Source organism: Pseudoalteromonas sp. C12FD-1 (assembly GCF_037414265.1).
Lineage (GTDB): Bacteria > Pseudomonadota > Gammaproteobacteria > Enterobacterales > Alteromonadaceae > Pseudoalteromonas.
On the sequence record NZ_JBBEVD010000044.1, the window covers coordinates 123,129 to 144,493 of the forward strand.

The following is a 21,365-nucleotide window of genomic DNA, read 5'->3' on the forward strand; positions in this document are numbered from 1 at the left end:
GAGCTTATTGCTATTTGTATATTAGCTAAAAAGCCACTACCTCCTTCCGTAAATTTGTTAGTAATACCATGAACCCCTGACAATTTTTTGCGGCTAATATGAGTTCGCTAAGCAATTACATAGTGCAGGAATGATTCAACATTACTGATATGTCTGTGACACTTTTTCACTTGATATACTGAGCTTTTTAACTCATTTTGGGGCAGAAACGAGTTAATCATGAATGACTGCTATTGGCACAGACTGTGTAAAAACTAATTTTTAATAAATTGTCTTAAGTATGTTCTTAGTTTGAAACCATCTAAAATGGTTGCGACCGGTTTTTTCTCAGTATCACAATTTTCTCCGCGTGAGCGAAACTGCTATGGCAACGCTACTCTAATCGCTTTACTTAGACCATTAACTCCCATAATTGTTATCATTCTTCTGAAGTTGTAAGCCAGAACATGAAGACTTATTTCTGTCCCCACGCTTTTTAAACCTCGTGTTAGTAAGTGGGTAGCTCCCATCCAGAGTTTAATTGTGCCAAAGGGATGCTCAACAGTTTGCTTTCGATGAAGCATCAATTCAGGTTCATTCTTAAGCTTTTGAAGCATTTCTTCTGTCAGAACCTCATGCACCCACCGCCTTATTCGTCTAGGGTCTTTTTTAGAGTTAGTGCACTGACTTCTTATTTTACAATCTCGACAAGCAATGTGATTGAAGTAAACATCAAGGTATTTACCTTGCTCAAATACTTGCATTCGATTTTGAAGTTCATTTCCAGCGGGGCATAAGTAAATGTCTTTATTTGCATCGTATTTGAAGAGTGAGCGGTTAAATATCCCTTTCTTTTCAGAGGACGATGTATCCGTCTTGGGCATGATTGGCTCTGCACCCAAATAGATAGTGTCTTTTATATCAGGCTGACTGAAGTAACCTTTATCTGCTAATACCCGTATATCTTTCTTGCGCAATGCTTCTTGTGCGAGTTTTGTCATTGACGCAAGTTGGCCTCTATCTGGCACGTTGGTCACGTCATGCGCCACTATGAGGTGGTGCTTGGTATCAACGGCACTTTGTACGTTATAACTCACAACTCTTGTAAAACCTTGAGTTTTCATTAAACGTGAATCAGGATCAGTAGTGGATATTTGCTTGTCTGGATGAGCTTCAACTTGTTCTTTAATCGCGTATAGTTTTTTTAACTGGCTGCGAAAGTCAGCTAACCTCTCTTTTGTGGTTTTAATTTTTGTGACGTTAGCTTGCTCTTTATCGGCTTCATCAAGTAATTCAAGATAACGCTCAATGTTCTTTTCAACTCGGTCGATGTGAAATTTAACTTTGCTTGGCGTAAAATTATTGCCTTTGTTGTTGCTAGCTTTAAACTTACTACCATCGATGGCAACAACTGGTTTCTCAAACATATTCAGGCTACGACAGACTTCAACAAACGTTTTGCACACATTTTTTATACCGCCTCCGTTGTCTTTTCTAAAATCAGCAATCGTTTTAAAGTCGGGTGCCAACTTACCAAGTAGCCACATCAGTTCAATATTGCGTTGGCATTCGGTTTCTAATCGGCGGGATGATTGAATACGGTTGAGGTAACCATAAAGATAAAGCTTTAATAGTGTGGCTGGATGATACTTAGGGCGGCCTGTGGACTTTAAGGTTAATCCTTTAAACCCCAATTCAGCTAGATTTAGTTCCTCAATGAAAACATCAATCACTCTGACCGTATTATCTTCACTGACGTAATCTTCCAGCGATTCTGGAAATAACGTTGATTGGTCACGACTTTCACCGCTTATAAACTTTGACATATTGCCTCAACCCTCGACTGAATCAATAGTCTTATTATATAAATATCAGTATATTAAGTGAACTAAATGTATAGATTAATCGATCATAAGCAGCAGATACTTAGACCAAAAGGTGATCAGAGTTTTCACACAGTCTGGGCACTCATACGACTGTCAGATTTGATTAAGACTAACAAGTAAACCTGACAGATAAACTTAAACTTATTCACATAAGGGGTTACTTGCCTAATCACTACATCTATTTCTGAGCGCTTCATTATTTATAAATGTTTTCTCAGCCACACTTTCTTCAAGTGCGTATTTATTTTTAATATGCTTCCACTTTTCGATGTATTTACAATGATATGACTTATTTGGAGGCATCCATTCTTGGGGAGGCTGCCCTCCTTTAGATTGATTTGCATTATCCTCTACAGCGAGTAGGTTTTCAAAGTCGTTAGCAAACTCTCTTCTTTGCTTACGCTTCCAGTATTTACCACCCATTTCATGGGCATGGGATAAGGGGACTATGTGGTCAATATCTATATCTGATGCTTTATAGAAAGTATGAGCTGTGTATGGATCTATCCACTCTCCCCAAGAAACGTTACACGGCTTATTTCTTTTAAATTTAACTGGTGATTTAGAATCTCTAATGAGTATTTCAGCTCTCGCATCTTGGCAGTCATTATCAGCATCAACCCAGTGTGGCCAATCTTTTCTATTATAAACAAGCGAACTAACGGCAAGGCCCTTTGGAACAGATTTAACTATATCCGATGCACTTGATGTTGGCTGACTTTTACGCCTGTGGCAGTGGTACTCGTTCCGTTTTTTATCGCTATGGCACCCCTCTGAATTTGTACGACCACTGTGGGCTAATACACTATAAGGGGCTATTAAGGTGAGTAATAATATAAGCTTTTTCATTTGAATTCCTTGTGTCTATTTTTAAACTAGTTATTAATCTGTTTTTTAAACTAGCTTCACTGTAGCTTAATACACTTAGTTGCATTTAATTATAGGGATATCTGTCCAACGAGTCGTGTAGTGTGGTGATAAGAAAGCCCGCTTCATATTCCACGATTGTGTAAGCTTTTCACTGGCTATTGATAAAGTCCCCACACCATAGCGTTTATTTATCACGTCCAAGCATTCCATCATTTTAGGTTTATCCTCACTAACAGAGAACATATCGGTTTGTTGAAATGATTCACTTTCTAACTCTATCGCTCCAATACCGCAGCGATAAAAGCGCGTATTCGGTTTATATATTTCATCAATTACAGAAGATATGGCCTTAGCTATAACGCTACTATCCGATGTCGGTACAGGAAATTCATATAAAAGTGACTTTTTATAATGCTCATCTTCGTGCGGTGAGCAGGCAGCAAATATAACTATACGCTTTGTTAATGACTGTTGTCTTCTAAGCTTTCGCCCAACAATGGCGCCATGTGTTACTAAAGCCGATTTTAATGTGGTTAGGTCAGTAACTCTTTTACCAAAGCTTCGTGTGGAGTAAATTTCTTTTTTATCTTGCTTTACTTCATCCCAACTTAAACAAGCAATACCATTTAATTCGCTGACAGTTCGCTCCACAACAACACTGAACATACGCCTCATTGTTTTAGGATTTTGGCAAGCTAAGTCCCATGCAGTCTTAATCTCCATCAACTTAAGTTTTTTTCCTAAACGAGAACCGATACCCCAAACATCAGTTACATCCATTCGCATTAATATTTCTTTACGGGATTTTTCATCGTTAATAACGGCCACACCGTTGTACCCTGATAGCTTTTTTGCTGCATGGTTGGCCGCTTTTGCTAGCGTAGGTGTTGTGCCAAAGCCTGCTCCAACAGGTAAACCTGTTTCTCGCCACACCGCTCGGCGAATTATATGTCCGTAGTCAGCCCAATCATCAATGATTTGCGAGAACCCTGTAAATCGTAAAAATGACTCATCGATACTATATACATAATGGTCATCACAAAATCGGTTTATAACTGTCATCATCCTTTCGCTTAAATCAGCATAAAGCTCATAATTGGAAGAGCGAACCACGACATGGTGCTGTTCTAAATAGTTTTTAATTTTGAAATAAGGCTGAAACTTTGGGATGTTTAGCTTTCTTGCTATAGGACATATGGCGCAAATACATCCATCATTATTTGTAAGAACCACTACAGGTTTAAAGCGAATAGATGGGTCAAATACCTTCTCTGCACTAGCGTAAAAAGCGACAGCATCTACGAGGGCAAACATCGACTTAGCTCTATTTTATTTTTGTGTAAACGGATACTAGTAGTCACTACACCCTCTAATTTAAAGTCATCTTCAGGTGAGATATAAACAGATTTGTAGCTTTTGGATGCTGAAATTAACAAGCGGTTTGTTTTATCTATTATCTTACAAACAAAAGAACCATTGTAACTCGCAACAATTACATCCCCTGAGCTTACACCTTCAGCCCTATCAACAACGAGTAAGTCACCATCGAATATCCCCACATCTTGCATTGATTGACCTGAAGCTAATCCAATGAATGTAGCGTTAGGATGTTTAATAATTAGCTCGTCGATAGATATACCTAGCTCTTTGTACTCTGCTGCCGGAGACTCAAAGCCAGTAATACCTGCATCGATATAAATTGGAATAACGAACATACACACCTCAATACTGTTTATTTGTACAGTATAATTCAGGTTCTGAAGCTTACCAAGAAATTTTAAAGAATAATGCCCTTCCTTAATTAACTATTATGCTCCTCTAGGCTTCCCATAGTTTAATAAGTAAGTTATCGAACTGAAGCTATGCAAAATTACACCTACTCTTTAGATTTATAGTAAATCATATTTGAGCTTAAAGGCTCAATGCACAACTTTTTACTTTAATCTAGAAGGCAGCAGAGAGCGATAAGCTGACGGTCGGTTAAACTCGTTTTTGGACAATTATGAGTTAGAACCGACGGGCGGTTCTGTGCCAGAGGCAGATCTTCAATGCTGTATTTGAAATCATGTTGGGTGACGCCCTCTGTTTATCCAACTTACCGCGTTGTATAAGGTAAACTAGGTGACATATTTTTTAGAGGTGCAATTCCTTCTTGCATAGTTCAATTATTTCTTCTTTCTTTATTTTGAGTTCTCTGATGAAACCTTCATATTCATAAATTACATGTTCGAACCACTCACGCTCATCAAGAGCTCCCTCTTCTGAGTTCTCATAAGTGAAACTTTTATCTTTAAACTGCTCTTTATGAGCACTATCTAAAAAGTTAATTATTTTAATAATATCTTGGCTCATATAAATTGAGCTATATTTTAGGTTGGTGACCAAGCGTTCAATTTTTTCCTTAAATTGTAGCTCCGCCTTTTTTTGCTCCATCAAGTATTTTTCACTTTTGTACTTCTTAAATTCGGCCTGTTGTCTTTCAATATCTTCCTCTGCAAATTTATAAAACTTTTCAACTTCCTCATCTGGCATATAATCAGACGGACCAGTCCAACCACCATGGTTACAAAAAGCCTCAAAGTATATTTCAGTTACCTTAAGCCGCTCTAATACTAAATCTTCAAGCTCTAAAACGTTTTTCCATATGTTGTCATATGCATCTTTTTTTACATCCCACAACTTTTCATTGGATAAAAATTGCCGATTAATATTATCTTTTACAGTTTCAGCAACTAACGTACTGGCTTCTAAGTGATCTAATATTTTCCCCTGATCCTCAACAATTTGCTCAAACTCCCTTTTTTAAGTAGATAACCTTTTATATAAAAGTTCCATAAAGAAGTAACAATCACTGTCACTAAGAAAACTAACACACCAGTAAATAGCTCATTCATTGAATATCCCTTAACTGCAACTTATTAATAAGTCTGCATTTTACACCTTTATTGATGCTAGTAAATGTGTCCACATCACCTCTTGCAAAATGGGATCAAACGGGGTCAGGTCGTGCATTTTGCACACTGATGAAATTTTATCAACGGCCGCTATTCGCTCTTTTAAGGCATTTGCCTAAACCGCCTTTGCCCCAAAAACGAGCTAGGTCGTCGGCTGTATTAGATGAATTTAGCATAAAAATTTCTATGTGCTAGCGCCTTGAATAAGCTGCCGTTTAGAGCGCCAGCACAGAACGCTCAGCCTGGTTCACTTGTTAACAGATTCAGCGAAGATGTCTGCTTATTTCCCTTAACCAGGTTAATACTTCACCGTCCGGATCTGCACTATGAAGGCGCGCCATTGTCATATTGGAAACACCACCTCGATTCAACCGTTTTTTCGCCTTACTCTCTTTTTTGCCTTGTTTCTTCTCGTCCAAGTCGCCCCAATCTACTGTAGATGCAATAGAGAACCCTTTTAAAAGCAACAATAAGTGTAAGAGCGTTCCCGTCTACTATCTGTTCAGGCTCTAAGCCCATTTATTCACGTTTATCTTCAATATGATTTACTCATTGTTGATTCTGTTGTTCATAAATAATTCTTAAATTTTAGCTATAAAAAAACCGACAATTATGTCGGTCAGCTTTTGCAGAGAATAGCACTAGTGAGCGGACTCGAACCGCTACGAATTGCTGCGGTGGATTTGAATATACCTCACCTAAATGAAGCAATAAATATAAAAACATAAGAACGTCATTTATATCTTTGTATCAAAACAAGTTAAGGAAACTTTATTTTCTTATGGTTTAAGCTTTTAAAACCTAAATCTCTACCGCAACACATTTTCCAGAGCCTGTCTCAATGGCATACATTTTGTCTCTGTAATCTACTTGGCTTATCCGGCCGCCAAAAGAACTTTGAAGCACAGAATCAGAGAATGTTACATCTATCCCACCAGGGAGGTTGGGGAACGTCATTGTGAAGTTGCCAACACCTGGCCCTTTGCTTATATCTAACATGAAGTTAGAACCTATCGTTATTTTAGTAGTGCCAAATGATGGAGGGAGGGTTGCTTCGATATCACATTTGTCACCATAATTATAACCGACATAGTTTAAAAAGCCGATATCCGTTCTATTGCATTCATTTTTTCCACTAGCCGTCAACTCTTGAATTTTAGATACTGAGATTGAACTGTTCCCGCCAGTACTTGTAATCAAATTAGCGATTTTGATTCCTAGTTCACTATCACCACCACCTTCAAGTTTGAGGTCACAGCCACCTTGTTGGTTAAATTTACATTTGCTAACACAGTACCCCATAGGGGTTGGTGTGTCAGGAGCACCAGCAAGGTTTCCTTGTACAATCTGAATCACAGAGTCTCTACTCAAATCTTGCATTGCCTTTGGGTACTGATTTCCAAACGCTTCAATAGTATTCTGGCGATGACATTCAGGTTCGCTATTACTAATAGGAGCAACAGAACAAGCAAACACTCTTTCTTGCCCAGGTTCAAAGCGATAAGTCGTTGTCTTTTTGTCTACTGCGTCACTATTTATAAGCCGAGTGTATTTAGTAGCAGCTAAACGCCCCGCTCCTGCTCCTTTGTTTTTTATTGTTAATACCTCAGCGCCTTGGCATTGGCATTCTCCGCCTGTCGCGCTTCGAGATTTAACTTCAAATTCTGGAGGACTACTGACTCTTCTTTTTGATGAAGGAGGTGTGCAAGCCGATATCAGACTAACGCAAACTAGCATAATCAGTGTTGAGGTTAATTTTTGCATTATAGCTCTCCTTTAATTGCTTTTAATAAAACTACAGCTTCATAGGCATCTAAGGGGTCGGTACCTACCCTAATAGCTGCATATTTCCTATTATTTTTGTCATGGTTTAACGTTACATTAATGACTTTAGGGTTTGCCTTTTCTATAAATTCCTTAAATTCATCTTTTGCTTTTATGCTGTCTAGGAGAGAGGGCGACTCGCCAGAGTCCTCAGTGCAAATAAAATCAAAAATACAAGCCTTATAGAAATAGCTCAGGTAAAGATCTTCTGCTTTTCTTTCAACATTAATGCCTACGCTTCCTTTTGCCGTTGTTCTACCTACTTTAGTCCACCCTGAAAGTCTTTTTTTACACCATTTCGGTTTCCATCCTTTAAGACAAGGGTATCCAACATCAATTGTCCAACAAGTTCTAAACTCAACTCCAATATCTATATCTTTTATATAGGAGTCCCCTTTAAGCTTATCTGGTATTGATGTATTCACAGAATCTACATGTTTGCTACAAGACTGCTTCGCATATATTTTGCTTTTCAATAGCCCTGTATTTTTAGTTATCCCATCACTTAAAGACATTAGAGCATTTAAGCGAACTTTGTATTTACCATTATCGGCAGCTTCAATATATGCAACAGCAGATGCAGGAATTACAATTCCTAACTTTGATGTAGGTGTTTTAAACTGCTCTATCTTCGAAGGAAATACTTCTTGGTCATCTATTACTGTTGAAGCACCTGCTAAAAAAAGCTTGGGTTTAATCAATCCACCCGAGCTGACATTAGTCAATTCGGAATAAGCATGTGCAATATTATTGAAAGCATCTTTTGATTTGTTCAAATCTTCACGCATTGTTGATATGTAAAGCGCTATTTCAGGTTCAGTGATGAATAATGCAACTTCATGTGACATTTGTTCATTGTAACTTTTAATTTTTTTATCCAAGACACTGATTTTTTTATATATTTTTGAAGAGTCTTGCCGATAAATAAAGAGTGTAATATTTCCATCCTTTATTTTTTTAATTAATGAATCACTTAACGCTTTAATCTCTTTTGAAAGAGTTGCGTACTCCTTAATTATTGGTAGCCATCCCTTTGCTATATCTATATGTTCACTTCTAGTAATATCAAAGTCTAATGGGAGGCTATTTGCTTCAGTTGACTGAATATCTGGAATATCAATTCTTCTTCCTTCAGGCCACTTAAACAACCAATGAAAAATATTGCGTCGATGGGTATCAACATCAACTTCTAACCAGCCTCCCCATGTTTCTTCATCTATATATCGGTTATTACTTATTCGCTCTATAAGAGCTTCAATATCGTATGAATCTGGGTCTAAAAATAATCCAGATACAAGTCGATTGAACTCTACTCGTCCAATGTTAAATTGCGGTAGTGCGTCTATTTGCTCATTTTCGATAGAGGAAATTAAAAATGGAGTGATATTTTTTCTGCAAATGCCGTTAAAAAAAGTTTCTTTTGGCACTGCTAAAAAAGCTGGTGTTGGCAAATAATCTGGATCACCACCTAATCTATAAAATGACTGCCCAAGGTTAACCTCAGAACTTTTTGGAGGTATCAATATAGCTATATAGTCATCCATTTTATTCAAAATTTTTATTTTGTTTTCACCTCCTTGAATTCCATTAAAAAAGATTTGATCAGAAATTAATTCTCTGTTGTGATCTTTTAATTTTAGGGTTGAAAGTACACTATCACCTGGATATAAGTTAAGTTCAGCTTTAGCTACCGGGAAACTTTTTTTAGTTTTAATGTGCGTATACCAGCTATGTGCAAATGAAGAAAAATCATCACACTTGGTTACTTGTGGAGGTTTTCCTGTAATGCTACAGCTCGCGGCTATAATAATTGAGAATATTACAAAAGAAGATTTCAGCAACATTCGCATATTCTTTCCTTATTATTAGCTTTTAATCCTAAACGAGAAATGCGAACTACTCTCTTTGAACAAAAAACATACTCCAGTATGGTTGTTTTTGCAACAATTTTATAATATTAACTATTAGATAGTAAAAGTAGTAAGTGTTACTCTATTTATTGGTTCCTTACACCTGTAGCCGCATAGTGATTTCGGCCAGCTAATTATAGGGTTAATTTTCCCCAAAAAGTTTAGACATGTTCTGTTTTCATTAGACTAAACGCTATTGCAAATTAGCAACTATCAAATTTTGGTGACTAATTTTTATCAAAAGGCTTTTCTGTAGATAGCCTTTGATAAATTCTCAATGGAGTGCAGCTCCAATATATATTGGCGTGTATTTAGATCATTTACATTAAATGGCTTTGGGGCAGAAACGAGTTAATCATGAATGACTGCTCATGGCACAGAGCTGTCATTCGGCTCTGAAACGTTTCGGTCCACTTCGAGTCAGTCGGATCTGAGCAGGCACATTTTTGCCCCATTGTGAGTTTCAAGTTGATTTAGCCACGCTCTATTAGTTTGGCATTTAACTTACTAATCTTAATCCGAATGCCGCTTCGGGAAGCTGGGGTTAACCTGTATGTAGAGAACGGCTTCACCTTAAAACGAATATCGCTATAGGGATTTTATTGTCTGAAATTAATTATAATCTTTGATAAATGAACTCCATCATACCTTCAGCGTACCCTCGTGAGTCCTCAAGTGACCATTCTTCTAGTTCGTGAGCAGTTCCGTTAAGTGTCGTTCGGTAGTCATCCAATGAATGTGCTATGTCAGCATCAATGTAATTTCCATCCCGAAGAGCGTTGATGCAGTCACTAAATGTATCTCTCACAGTAAGGTTGAGGTTAGATAGTGGAAGTTTATATCTCTGTCTCATTTCATCTTCAATAAATAGGCGAAGTTTTCCTATTTGGTTCTCTTGAGTTCTACGCTCTACAAAAGCCATTATTTCAGCATAACGCTCATCGTGAGGTGTCGCCGTCATCTCTGCCTTTGTTGTTGCAACGAATTTTGAGCCTGTTTCATCTTGATAGATTTTAAGTGCATTTACATCTACGAATTTTTTCATAACCGCAGATGCCATGCCCTTATAGTGGGTCGTTATAATCATCTGTTTAATATTAGGCTCTAAAGCATGCAGTATTCGCAAAATGCTAGAAATACGCTCACTATCAAAGCTTGTAACAGGATCATCCATAACCAAGATAGCCTTCGCTTTAGCTTCATATGAAAGTTGTTGTATTTTGGCTAAGAATATACAAAGAGCCAAAGCTCGACGGTCTGACTCACTGAACAAACAATGAAGCTTAGAGTTGTTTATCAGTTGACCTTTAAACTTAACTTCAAGGTCATAGACGGTTCTAGCCCCACCACGGTTAATCTTACGAGATATAGCAAAGTCAGTTGAGCCAATACGTCTGAATAGGTCGTTGATAGTTACAAAATACGTATTCAAAAACGCCTCTTGATCCAGTTCGAGGGCTTCTTTGTCAGCATCGTAACTTGCTTTATCTATGTCAATCTGTGCTTTTAGATTATTATACTGAACACAACGAACATCTAAATTTAATCGTTTACGACTAAGAGCTATGCCAACTTCATTTTCTGCTTCTAACTGTTTCTTTTCCCTTAAATCAGCTACATTTTGACCGTCTTTAAACTCGGTTAACATTGCATTCAAAGGTTCAATAGCGTCAGCGTAACTTTGAATAGCTCCATTAAAAGAATCTATATTTGATTGCAACTCATCGAAATCAATTGAATTAATAGCATTGTAAGGCGCATCATATTTATCTGATAATGCTGTATCAATCGCATTGTTAGTTGTAACTGATTCATCAATTAGAGCTTGAAGTGCTTCAGTAACTGATTCGAAACGCTGAGCTAACATTGCTTCTTGGTCGAGTTCTCTTAACTTGTCTTTGATAGTATCTTCGGAGTAAGTTTCTAAAGTAGCGACATTCTGATCATGCTTCTCTGTTAATTTTTCAAGGCTAACATCTATAAGCGTTTTAGCTCTTAGTCGGGTTACTTCTGTTTTGGTGTTTCTTACAAAATTTTGGAAAGCGTCATCAAAAGCGGTTCTGTAGCTCTCGATTAGTTCTTGAGCGTCAGCACCTAATTCTTGCCCACAGAAAGGGCAATCTTCATCTAGGTGTTCGATACCACTAGCAGCCCATCCATTAAATGATTCTTTGTTGTTAACCTTGTTCTTATGCTCAGTAACTATAGCCTTAGATGCGTCATGTACGTTGACCATAGACAGAGCTAAACAATTATTGATTTCTTCTGATGTGGAGGTAATGGAAACACCATTAAATAAGCCATTTAGATTCGAGCGTTGAGTGATTTGCGTTGTATTCGTGATTTGAGTTGCGAGCTGCTCTTGAGCCTGCTTTGATGCTTGAATGTCAGCATCTAACTCATCAAGCGATTTGGTCGGTACTGGTAACTCAACAAACGCTGTAAAATCACCTATTTCATGACCTTCCAATTCTATTTTATGTTTGTTTAACGTTTGTCTATCAGTTCTTAGTTGTTGATTACGAACTTCGAGGGCATCAAAAGCCGCTACGTTTTCACCTAAGATAAACCTTGAAACGTTAGTTGAATTCTCACGACTGTACTTTGTTCCAGCCAATACATTTCGATGAATGAATCCGTGGTCAAAGATATATAGATTTGATTCTTCAGGTGGTTGAGAGTCCCATTCTGAATTTCTGAACTTAACGGCTTGCTGTCTATTGGAGAACTTTAATTCGATTTGTTGATTGATAGTGTCTGGCTCATGACCTTGAACTACTGATTTTCTATCAAGGACTAGCTGAGGATCATTAAGCGATAATGAGTAAAGAATATCGCAAAGAGTGCTCTTACCATTTCTATTTTCACCATAGATTACACTCACTCGACCAAGAGGGAAGCCGCCAGCAAGGGCTCGACTGTAGTTACCGACGTTTTCTATTTTTTGTATTCTTTCTAGCATTGTAACTTCCTTTTACTGAAATATTTGCGAATTATAGCATGGCTGCTTACTAAGAATATGAGTGTGAGCGCATATTACATGACCTGCACGATTAAGGAGTTGGTCTTACCTTCTTTTGGTAAGAGATCCTATACTTAAGGTAACCCAGTGATTGCTAGTTTAGTAAAGGTACTGACTCATTTTTGTCCATCGACGGGTTATGAATATAACTCGCCTTTGCTCCAAAAGGAGCTAACACAAATCCTCTAGGGGTGACTATGAACTAAGTGCGGAGAGTTACCATCTAGGTGGCTGCTTAAAATCAATTAGTTAACTTGCTTAATTACTCGGGCTAGCGGCCTATGTGTGCGTAAAAATTTAATTGCTTATTAAGGCAAATTTAGGTGTAATGGATACATATTAAGCGCTGAGAAATGCAGGGAAAGCTTACATAGCACTAGCAAGGAAAATGATAGCTTCTAAAAAGCAAATTCCCATAGTATTAACAACACCAACTCTAACACAGCGAGTAGGTAGCGGCTCAGTCCAACAAGCTATTATTCAACACAAACTGCTAGTTGCATAAATACTATAATGTTATATGCAATAGCCGATTGCCACATTAATTAGGGATAACAACTTGATTTACGCTTTAAAGAAGAAAAATGGAGATATTGGCGAGTATTATTTTGCTTACTGGGTAACTAAATATTTTGGCTGGCCTTGTCGGTTGTTAGATATTGATCTTGGACTAGATGCTCAAGTTGAGATATGTAATCCAAAACATAACGCAATAGGAAAATTCATAGCTGTACAGATAAAATCAACTCAAAGTAATAAAAAATCAGTCAGCCTTCATTTAGATAACCTGAAGTATTGGAAGGCAATGGAAGAACCCGTCATTGTCGCAAGAATTATCAACGTTACTAAAGTTCCAGAGATATATTGGAAAATAGTTAATACAAAATCCATTGATAAGTTGATAAAAAAAGCTGAGAAAAATAAAGAAAAAAAAACTACACTCAATTTTTCAGATAATGATTGTTTAACTAAGGAACATAAAGAAGAGTTTAGGCTACTTCCTGCGCTGAAAAATATTGAAATACTGGAAGCTCAAAGTAAAAAGGTTAAAGAGAAGTTCGAAGAATGGGTATTGCCTTTTTATGATGTTCAAGAAAAAGAATACAATATGAATACAATTGGTTGTGATGATGATTTTATTGAAAATTTCGATAGCCTTTGCTTTGACATGGATACTGTCAAAAATTGCGAATTTTTTGATGAAATTATAGATAACTTTTATAATCGCTTGATCGAATACCCCAAGTTAGTTGAAGTATTTGAAGTATATAAAAATCTAGCGATTACTTATATTGGATCTCTAAAACATAATTCTAAACTCGATGTATTGCAACGATGGAAAGAGCATCCATATCATAGTGATTTAGCTTATATAGTCAATAATAACTAAAGCATATAGAAAGGACTTAAACTTAACTAAAACAGTGAGTTATGTTTCTCTTCGCTTCACATTTTAACCCACTACTTTAGTTTGCTTAGTGCGGCGTTATGCTTTACAGAGGTACGGGTGGATTTTATCGGCAATATAAAAACTTGGACAACAAGATTTCTAGGGTGCTTTTTATTCTACTTCTCTTTCACAACCGATTTTCACTTATTTTATACTCCGGTAGTTTTTATCGGTGCAATGGTTTGTGTTTTTTATAAACACTCAAAATATAAACGAAATAGCATTGTTGAAGGTATTTGGATCTTAGTTACGGCTTTTGGTGTTCTACTATCAGGTCTAGCTCTATTCGGTGGAAATAAGGAGTTGCCTGCACTAGCTATATTTGTTCCTTTGGCAATATTTTATTTTTGTACTTTTATTCCCCTTAATTATTTTCCTAAATTTATTAGGATGTGGTTTAAGTAAAACATAACAAACGCATTAAGCATGGGGCTGCTAAAGTTTGGCTCCGCTTCGTTTCACTATTTTAGCTAAACATTATCAGCCCCTTATGCGGGCGTTCTGAATAAATACTCTAACTCATTTTTGTCCAAAAACGAGTTTACTCGACCGTCGGCTTATCGCTCTTTGCCGAATTTCGCCTGAGTGCCATTAGCGGACATTGATGATCCTTGGTATGTATAATGTATGAAGTCATAATTTAACCTCTTTGGCTTGTTAAAATCTTGCCAAGAGCAATTCTTTGACTAATACTCGGGCCTTCTCAACATCAAAAGCTCTTGCAGCATACCCTTGTGCAAGAATTTCTTGAGGTAAATACTCATCAAACTTATCTGTGGCTTTTTGTGCAATAACATCAGCTAAATCAATTGCTGATATGGTTTTATCATCTCGAAATCTTTTAAGAGCCCCGATAACATGATCAATTAAGGTATTCTCAACTTCTATAATTCCTGCAAATGCACCCGCTCCAAACCCTTTGTGTATAAGCACTGCAACAAGTGTATTTACAACTTTATCACCGGCCCAAGGCAAAACAACGGCTGTATTGCCATGCTGTAAGAAGTATGTACTTTCAAGTTTTGCAGTTTTAAAAAAGTCTGCCCCCTCTTTAAAAAGTGCTTGGGCAACTGCATCACCAAATTCAATTCTTTGTTCACCAACTTGAACTCTGTAGTCACTTTCTTTCAGAATTTTAAGCATTTCTTGTCTCACTACATCATGTACAGCCATCCCTGAACCACCAAATTTAGGTGGTTTCCCTCCTTTTGCATGCTGTACTGAAATCACTTTTTTATCTGTATCAACTAGCTCAACTACCCAACGTTTACCTGCAAATACAATATGTTGGCCCTCTAAAATAAGGCTATCTACGGGTAATGTTCCTAGTGTTTTACTACCCGTTACAATTCTAAATTCTTCAGGGGTTTTAAACACGGCATAAAACGTATAATGATTTGTTACTTTTTCACCCATGTAACCTAAAACCAGTTCCCCACTTCCTAACTGGGTAATAAGCTCTACCTTCCCCATGTGAGATAGCAAATCTTTAAAATGTGTAACAGTAACTTGTTGGAATGGCCCGTCTTTACAAAGTAATACGTAAACTTGATCTGCTCTTATTCCCCCCCATTGCGCAATGAGCGCTAAAACTTGATGAAGTAATGTTGAAAAGTGATAGAGCGAAGTGTCTGCTGGTTCATACCATTTACTAGCAACCAATAACCGTATCATCGCTAACGATTGAACCAATTCAAGCCGCAGTTTATCTACAATACTTGATTGCTCTGTAAGGTCAGCCTCAGTTATCAGCATTCTCAAAATACTAGCGCCACCACGCCTACCTGAACGACCCATGCGCTGCCGTAAACTTGCAATAGAATGCGGAGCAGTAACTTGTACGACAGAGTTAACCTTGCCTATATCAATGCCTAACTCCAAAGTCATAGTACAAACGGCTGTAGTGGGTATTTGATCTTGCTGAAGCCGAGCCTCAAGTGTTTCTCGCATTTCTTTAGCTAACGAGCCGTGATGTGGAAAAAACTCGTTTGGCAAAGTGTTACTTTCACACATTTCAGCAAGAGTGGTCGCAATGCTTTCGGTGCGATTTCGGCTATTTGCAAACACTAGGTGATTTCCACCACGGCAAAGACCATATAAATCGTTACATACGCTTTGCTCCGCAGTAACCGTCTCATCTGTTACTACAGCGCTTTCAATGTATCCCTTCACTTGCATTTTTAACGATGATGAAGACTGCGTTTGCTTTATTATTTTACAAGGCAGTGATTTATTGGGTCTTAAAGATGCAGGGACACTTTCTAAGTCACCTAAAGTGGCACTTAAAGCCGTTCTGGGGATTGGTGTACTTACACGGCCAAGCAGATGCTCTAAGCGGTGCAGTAAGCTCAACAAGTGATGGCCACGCTCAGTACCAATAAATGCGTGAAATTCGTCTATAACTATATACTTTAAATTCTGAAAAGCAGATTTTACCCAGCCACTATCTCTTATTAATAATGACTCTAGGGACTCTGGCGTTATTAACATAATGCCAGATGGATTTCGTTTCAGCTTATTTTTTCGACCTTGAGGGCTATCACCATGCCAAGGTGTAACTTGTATGTCTAACAAGTCTGACAAGCTTTCTAGCCTTCGGTCTTGATCGTTTATTAACGCCTTTAGCGGGCTGATATATAAAATGCCTACACCGCTTACTTGATCTGCGATACTACTTATTGCAGGTAAAAAAAATGCTTCGGTTTTACCTGCGGCAGTAGAGGCACTAATAAGCACATCAGTATTGCCTGAAAGGATAGGATCAATTGCTAAACATTGTATCTCTCTGAGTCGATCCCAGCCTTGTTTAAAAATCCATTGCTGAATGCGAAAATCGAGCCTTTCGTGTGCATCAATCATAATTTAAAATCAGCTAGCTCATCGTTCTCAGATTCAATATCTAACTCTACATCGGAAGGCTTTTCCTCTGCAATATCAACATTTTTAATTAAGCTGTCCCAAGAAATACTTGGGTTTTGATCAATCACGGCAAGCATATCCAAAAACGCCTTAATCGTATTTCTTGGCGTTCTGAAGTAAGCGTCTCCAATTGTTTGGCTACAATGGACTAGAAATGCTTTAAGGGACTTGTCAGGTACTAAATATAGCGATTCGTCACCTGATGCGAAAACATGCCTAAGGTTTTTAAGTAATATGAATAACTCTTCTGGGGTTAAACTTGCCAAATGTAATGCTGGTGATGAGTAATCAATAACACCAGCTTGTTTTGCAAATGTATTGCCAGCTAAGCGAGATTGCAGTGCTTCATAACTATATAAGCCTTTTCTTGGATCAAGTAAAAACTCGGGTGTCCCACCCAGCAGAAATCCTAAATACTCAGCAGACCCTTGCAAGCAGTCATTAAGTATTCTTAGGATCTGCTCGTAGTTTGATACTCGAGCTTGGCTGCTATTGAGTTTGTATAAATTTACCATTTCATCGAGATTAACTAATAACCCTTCATAGCCAGCTTGCCTTACAAATAAACTCATAAGCTTTAGAGAGTCATAAAACGACGCATCTGAGATAATACTTCTTATACCAAGATCTTTGCGAGCATCTGTTTTTGTTGCATATTCTGCTCTTAACCATTTTACAGCGTTGTTCTTAAGTTGCTCGTTATCTGTTTCATGGCCAGTCCAGTATGCTTCTATAACTTTTGCAAAATCGTAGCCACCTACGAGTTCTGAGAGAGACGCGAGCCTTTCATGAATGACTGTGGTTATTTCTTTGCTTGTATTATCTGCTTCTTTACGCGCTTCGGTAATAAATTTTTCAACCACACTGGTCAATGCATTGCCATCAGGTTTATTACGAGTAGACATATTTCTCATTAACTCAGAATATAAGTTTCTAGCTTGTCCTGATGATGCATGAATACGACGATCGGGAGACAAATCTGCGTTAACACTAACTAGCTTTCGCTCTAATGCGATCGCTCTTACAACACTTAAAAAGAATGTTTTACCTGAGCCGTATTCTCCAATAATTAACCGAAAAGCAGAGCCGCCCTCTGTCACTCTATCGATATCTTTAATGAGAGCTTTAAGTTCGTTACCACGACCTACTTGAATATGCTGTATGCCGACTTTTGGAGTCACACCCGATTTAAGAGATTGTATAATTGCATCGCGCTCTTTTGATCTAATTTTTTTTGCTGCCATTGTTATAACTCCCTTATTTCTGCGACTATTTCTTCATCAATATATATATCACCGTCGTCTTCAATTACTGGTGCATCCACTAAATCAAATGACCAGTCATTAATAGTCTCTACAGAACCATCAACCATTAATTTTAGCTCACTACACATTTGGATTACCTCTTCACGGCTCCATTGCGCTTTAGCGCAAAGCTTTTCATACAACTGGCTATGAGCCTGATCTAATCCATCAAGTTCGTTTGTAGACTCTACAACTTCAATATAATCGCTTTCATCTTCATCTGAAGTAAAGATCTGTTCAAGCATATTTTTAGCTTCTGTTGTTTGGCTTTCATGAAGGGCTAAGATTGTTTCATCTAAGCTAAATTCTGATGAGTTTTGCCTACTTAGCGCCGGCTGGTGACTATTTGTTGTAAGCTGATGAATATCACTCGTGACAGACTCTTTATCCAGTCCTAAATTTGTGTAGAGTTTTTCGATTTGTTTTACTTCTTTGTTATCAACGTTACCATCAGCGAGCGCAATAGACAGAATAAACCGTTTAACAAATTCAATTTCTGTTTCACCTAAATTATTAAGCCTATTTTTTAAACCCGTATTATCCGATGGGGTAACTAATCGCCAGGTAAGATAAGCCTTTAAAGATCGCTTTTCTGTATCTGTTAATTTCTCATCATGAGCAATTAACTTTTCTAGCTCTGAACTTTCAGACTCATCTACAACCCCATCTATATTCGCAACCATCGCACCTAAACGCAATGCGACACCGACTTGGTTAAACGCATGACTAGGGACAAACTCTTCCCCATGCCCTGGAGTAAATAAGACAAGTTTGCCATCTAATTTAGGTTTTGCATGGTGGTAACGTAAGTCAGGCGCCATACCTATATCAGCAAAGCTCGCTAGGTTATAAATGAGTTCACTTTCCTTTTTATTTATCGCTTTTGGTGCTGGTAAGTCTGTTTGCAGCCAAAATTCAGATACATTTGTAACCCCGTCATTTTCTAAAATAATAGCCTTAGCCCACGTTTTAAACTTTTCGATTAATGGAAATGGTTGACTACTAGCAATAACACGAGGTAATAGCATTAATGCAGCTAAATCATCTTTGCTTGTGTCAGCCTTAGCTAAATAACGGCTATAACTAGCTAATTCTTCTGTGACTTTATCTGCTATAGAAATGAGCCTTTTTATAGGTGTTTTTAGCACACTCGGATCAGGTAAACCGTCGAGTAAAATTTTTACACTAGGGATACCACCGTTGGCGGCAAAATATTCAGCGTTTAATTTGGTTTTATTAGGCTTAACTTGCATTCCCTCAGGGAATTTTTGCTTGTAGTAAAGTTTAAAAAGTGAAGCAAACTCTACATCGCAGCGCCTAGCTGCGGTTTTTAAATTGTATTGGTCTGTATTTTTAATCCATTCAAGTGCTAGCTCATCGTCCACTCTTTCTGTGGCAACGATTTGCTCTGAAAGACGTAATTTAAAAAGTAGTGAATGACGTGTCTTTGGTAATTTATGCTTTCTACATTCAAATAATTTAGGTTTAACTAAATACATAAATTCTAAGAGATTTGCTGAGTAACCAGCAAAAGAGCGATTTGAAGCAAACACATTGTGCAAACGAAGTACTTCATCAAAAATACCTTCAAAATATTCGTCAGCAACTTTGTCATCTTTGCCATTTTCAACAACAAACCTTTCAAGTCCATAAAAATACAAAAACACAAAGCCTATTGGAGTATTGGCCGCGCTTCTGTCGGTCGCTAACCAATCAAGGTAAGCCCCCCTGCACTGTCTAGAAAGATTGCTATAACTTGGCCAATAACCAAGTGATTCATCAGTGTAATAACCTAGTTGATGACCTAAAGGTGTTGATGCAGGTAAAATTGGGTTTAATAGTGCAGGCTCAGGATCATAACCCCTAAGAGACTCCATCTGCTCACCTAGGTAAAAAAATCCTGCTAGATTACGCTTATGTATAACAGTTTCTTTTTTCTTATCAAGCCACTGAGCTTTGCGTGTGCCTTTAATGCTCTTATTTAGAGGATTTGCACTCTCAAAAATATTAAATGTAGCTAAATCGTCCTCAGAATATGTCGCACTATCAGCACTTTCTATAATTGGGGTAGGTGTATTAACAACAGTGATGCGAGGTTTTGGATCAGTCTGCTTTGCAGTTTTTAATTCATTCATTTGTTCGTGTAACTCAACGCTAACTGATGCTTTATTAGTTTTAATGAGATTTATCGAGCTAGTCACGTCACTCGAAGGTCTAGACAAAGAAGCATTAGAGGCAGGCGTATCAGGAGTTTCTTTTATATTTTGCCTCGGATTATCTAGTACTTTAGGCTTTTTTTTATTTGAATTTGAGCGTGGACTGGTAATTAACCAAATTATCAATATAACAACTGCGATTATAAAAATGAATTCCATGTAATATCCCTTTAAAAATGGTTGGTACCATTTTGGTATTTAAAACTCCATATGCTACTAACATACCACTAATAAATTCAGAAATGTATAATACTGCTGCTAGCTAATTGCAATTATTCTTAATCAAACAATAAAATCGTCTTTAATAAAGCTTAATTTTGTATAGTGCTCTCCACTGATGTCACTTGACCATCAGTATTGTGTTCCTAAATTTGCAAAACTTTTAGATAAACTTGAGCTTAATTCTTAGCTAGTGACTGACTGCTAATCGCTCTTTGCCGAAGTTCGGCTCAGTACCATGAGCGGAGATTAACCAAATAATGTAGAATACATACAATGCTTTTTTGAAGGAAAGAAAATTTATAACGGCTTCAAATATCTATGATCCCAGAATACATTTAGTAAGGTACAAACAGTTAATCAATCAAGGAGAAAACTTTAATTATGCTGTTCTAGAGTTAAGGTTTGCAATTGAAGCTATAGTCTATAAACAAATAAAAAGTTATGGAAATAATATTCCAAACCAAATTTTAGAAACATTCCAACCTAATAAGAGCTTTAAACTTCTTACTAGTTTTGATGAGAACGCGAGCAGGTCAATTGATCTAGCTTGTGCTGAAGATGACGGTAGCGATGATCCTAGCACCCTAAATTATGAAAACTGGGAAGTCCAGTGCTCCAAAAGGACTGATCCACCACAGCGATAGAGGGAGTCAATATTTATCCATAAGATACACTGAAAGACTTGCTGAAGCTGGGCTTCAAGCATCTGTTGGCGGTGTCGGGGATTCTTACGATAATGTAATGGCTGAAACGTAAGCGTCTAGCAAAATACACCTGCCAGTAACTCAGTAAAATGATTAAGCTATTTC

The 21,365-nt window shown here is 37.5% G+C and carries 12 protein-coding genes and 1 pseudogene; 2 read left to right on the top strand and 11 right to left on the bottom strand.

Annotation, left to right across the window (positions count from 1 at the left end; genetic code table 11):
- Positions 1–362: 362 nt before the first annotated feature.
- The 8 genes from WDB87_RS04870 to WDB87_RS04905 all read right to left on the bottom strand — a co-directional run bounded on the left by WDB87_RS04870 (position 363) and on the right by WDB87_RS04905 (position 12,385).
- The gene (locus tag WDB87_RS04870; RefSeq protein ID WP_337849235.1) at positions 363–1,805 is read right to left on the bottom strand and encodes an IS1182 family transposase; all 1,443 of its coding nucleotides are present in this window, start codon (positions 1,803–1,805) and stop codon (positions 363–365) included.
- Positions 1,806–2,030: 225 nt separating this feature from the next.
- Positions 2,031–2,714: an HNH endonuclease gene (locus tag WDB87_RS04875; RefSeq protein ID WP_337849236.1), complete on the bottom strand. Its 684-nt coding sequence runs from the start codon at positions 2,712–2,714 to the stop codon at positions 2,031–2,033.
- 75 nt (positions 2,715–2,789) lie between these two features.
- Complete coding sequence (locus WDB87_RS04880) at positions 2,790–4,049, bottom strand: Y-family DNA polymerase (RefSeq protein ID WP_273608670.1); 1,260 nt, start codon at positions 4,047–4,049, stop codon at positions 2,790–2,792.
- Positions 4,034–4,450 (bottom strand): S24 family peptidase, encoded by a 417-nt coding sequence (locus WDB87_RS04885; protein WP_055017246.1) that lies wholly within the window; start codon positions 4,448–4,450, stop codon positions 4,034–4,036. The genes WDB87_RS04880 and WDB87_RS04885 overlap by 16 nt, the downstream gene beginning before the upstream one ends.
- Positions 4,451–4,868: 418 nt before the next feature.
- The gene (locus tag WDB87_RS04890; RefSeq protein ID WP_337849237.1) at positions 4,869–5,414 is read right to left on the bottom strand and encodes a hypothetical protein; all 546 of its coding nucleotides are present in this window, start codon (positions 5,412–5,414) and stop codon (positions 4,869–4,871) included.
- A gap of 1,076 nt (positions 5,415–6,490) precedes the next feature.
- Positions 6,491–7,453: a hypothetical protein gene (locus tag WDB87_RS04895; RefSeq protein WP_337849238.1), complete on the bottom strand. Its 963-nt coding sequence runs from the start codon at positions 7,451–7,453 to the stop codon at positions 6,491–6,493.
- Positions 7,453–9,357 (bottom strand): hypothetical protein, encoded by a 1,905-nt coding sequence (locus WDB87_RS04900; protein WP_337849239.1) that lies wholly within the window; start codon positions 9,355–9,357, stop codon positions 7,453–7,455. Before WDB87_RS04900 ends, WDB87_RS04895 begins: the two co-directional genes overlap by 1 nt.
- 682 nt (positions 9,358–10,039) lie before the next feature.
- Complete coding sequence (locus WDB87_RS04905; protein WP_337849240.1) at positions 10,040–12,385, bottom strand: AAA family ATPase; 2,346 nt, start codon at positions 12,383–12,385, stop codon at positions 10,040–10,042.
- Positions 12,386–13,004: 619 nt separating this feature from the next.
- Between WDB87_RS04905 and WDB87_RS04910 the strand changes: the two genes are divergently transcribed.
- Complete coding sequence (locus WDB87_RS04910) at positions 13,005–13,835, top strand: DUF4365 domain-containing protein (protein WP_337849241.1); 831 nt, start codon at positions 13,005–13,007, stop codon at positions 13,833–13,835.
- 717 nt (positions 13,836–14,552) lie between these two features.
- On the opposite strand, the gene WDB87_RS04915 is transcribed toward WDB87_RS04910, so the two are convergent.
- From WDB87_RS04915 to WDB87_RS04925, 3 genes are read right to left on the bottom strand one after another with little or no spacing between them, the layout of a single operon-like run.
- Positions 14,553–16,754, bottom strand: coding sequence for a DEAD/DEAH box helicase (locus WDB87_RS04915; protein WP_337849242.1), 2,202 nt, complete (start codon positions 16,752–16,754; stop codon positions 14,553–14,555).
- Positions 16,751–18,058, bottom strand: coding sequence for an ATP-binding protein (locus WDB87_RS04920; RefSeq protein WP_337849243.1), 1,308 nt, complete (start codon positions 18,056–18,058; stop codon positions 16,751–16,753). Before WDB87_RS04920 ends, WDB87_RS04915 begins: the two co-directional genes overlap by 4 nt.
- A gap of 2 nt (positions 18,059–18,060) precedes the next feature.
- Positions 18,061–20,493 (bottom strand): tellurite resistance TerB family protein, encoded by a 2,433-nt coding sequence (locus WDB87_RS04925; RefSeq protein WP_337849244.1) that lies wholly within the window; start codon positions 20,491–20,493, stop codon positions 18,061–18,063.
- Between the two features lie 684 nt (positions 20,494–21,177).
- Between WDB87_RS04925 and WDB87_RS04930 the strand changes: the two are divergent.
- Positions 21,178–21,309 (top strand): annotated as a pseudogene (locus WDB87_RS04930) (IS3 family transposase); the annotation flags it as partial.
- Positions 21,310–21,365 lie beyond the last annotated feature (56 nt).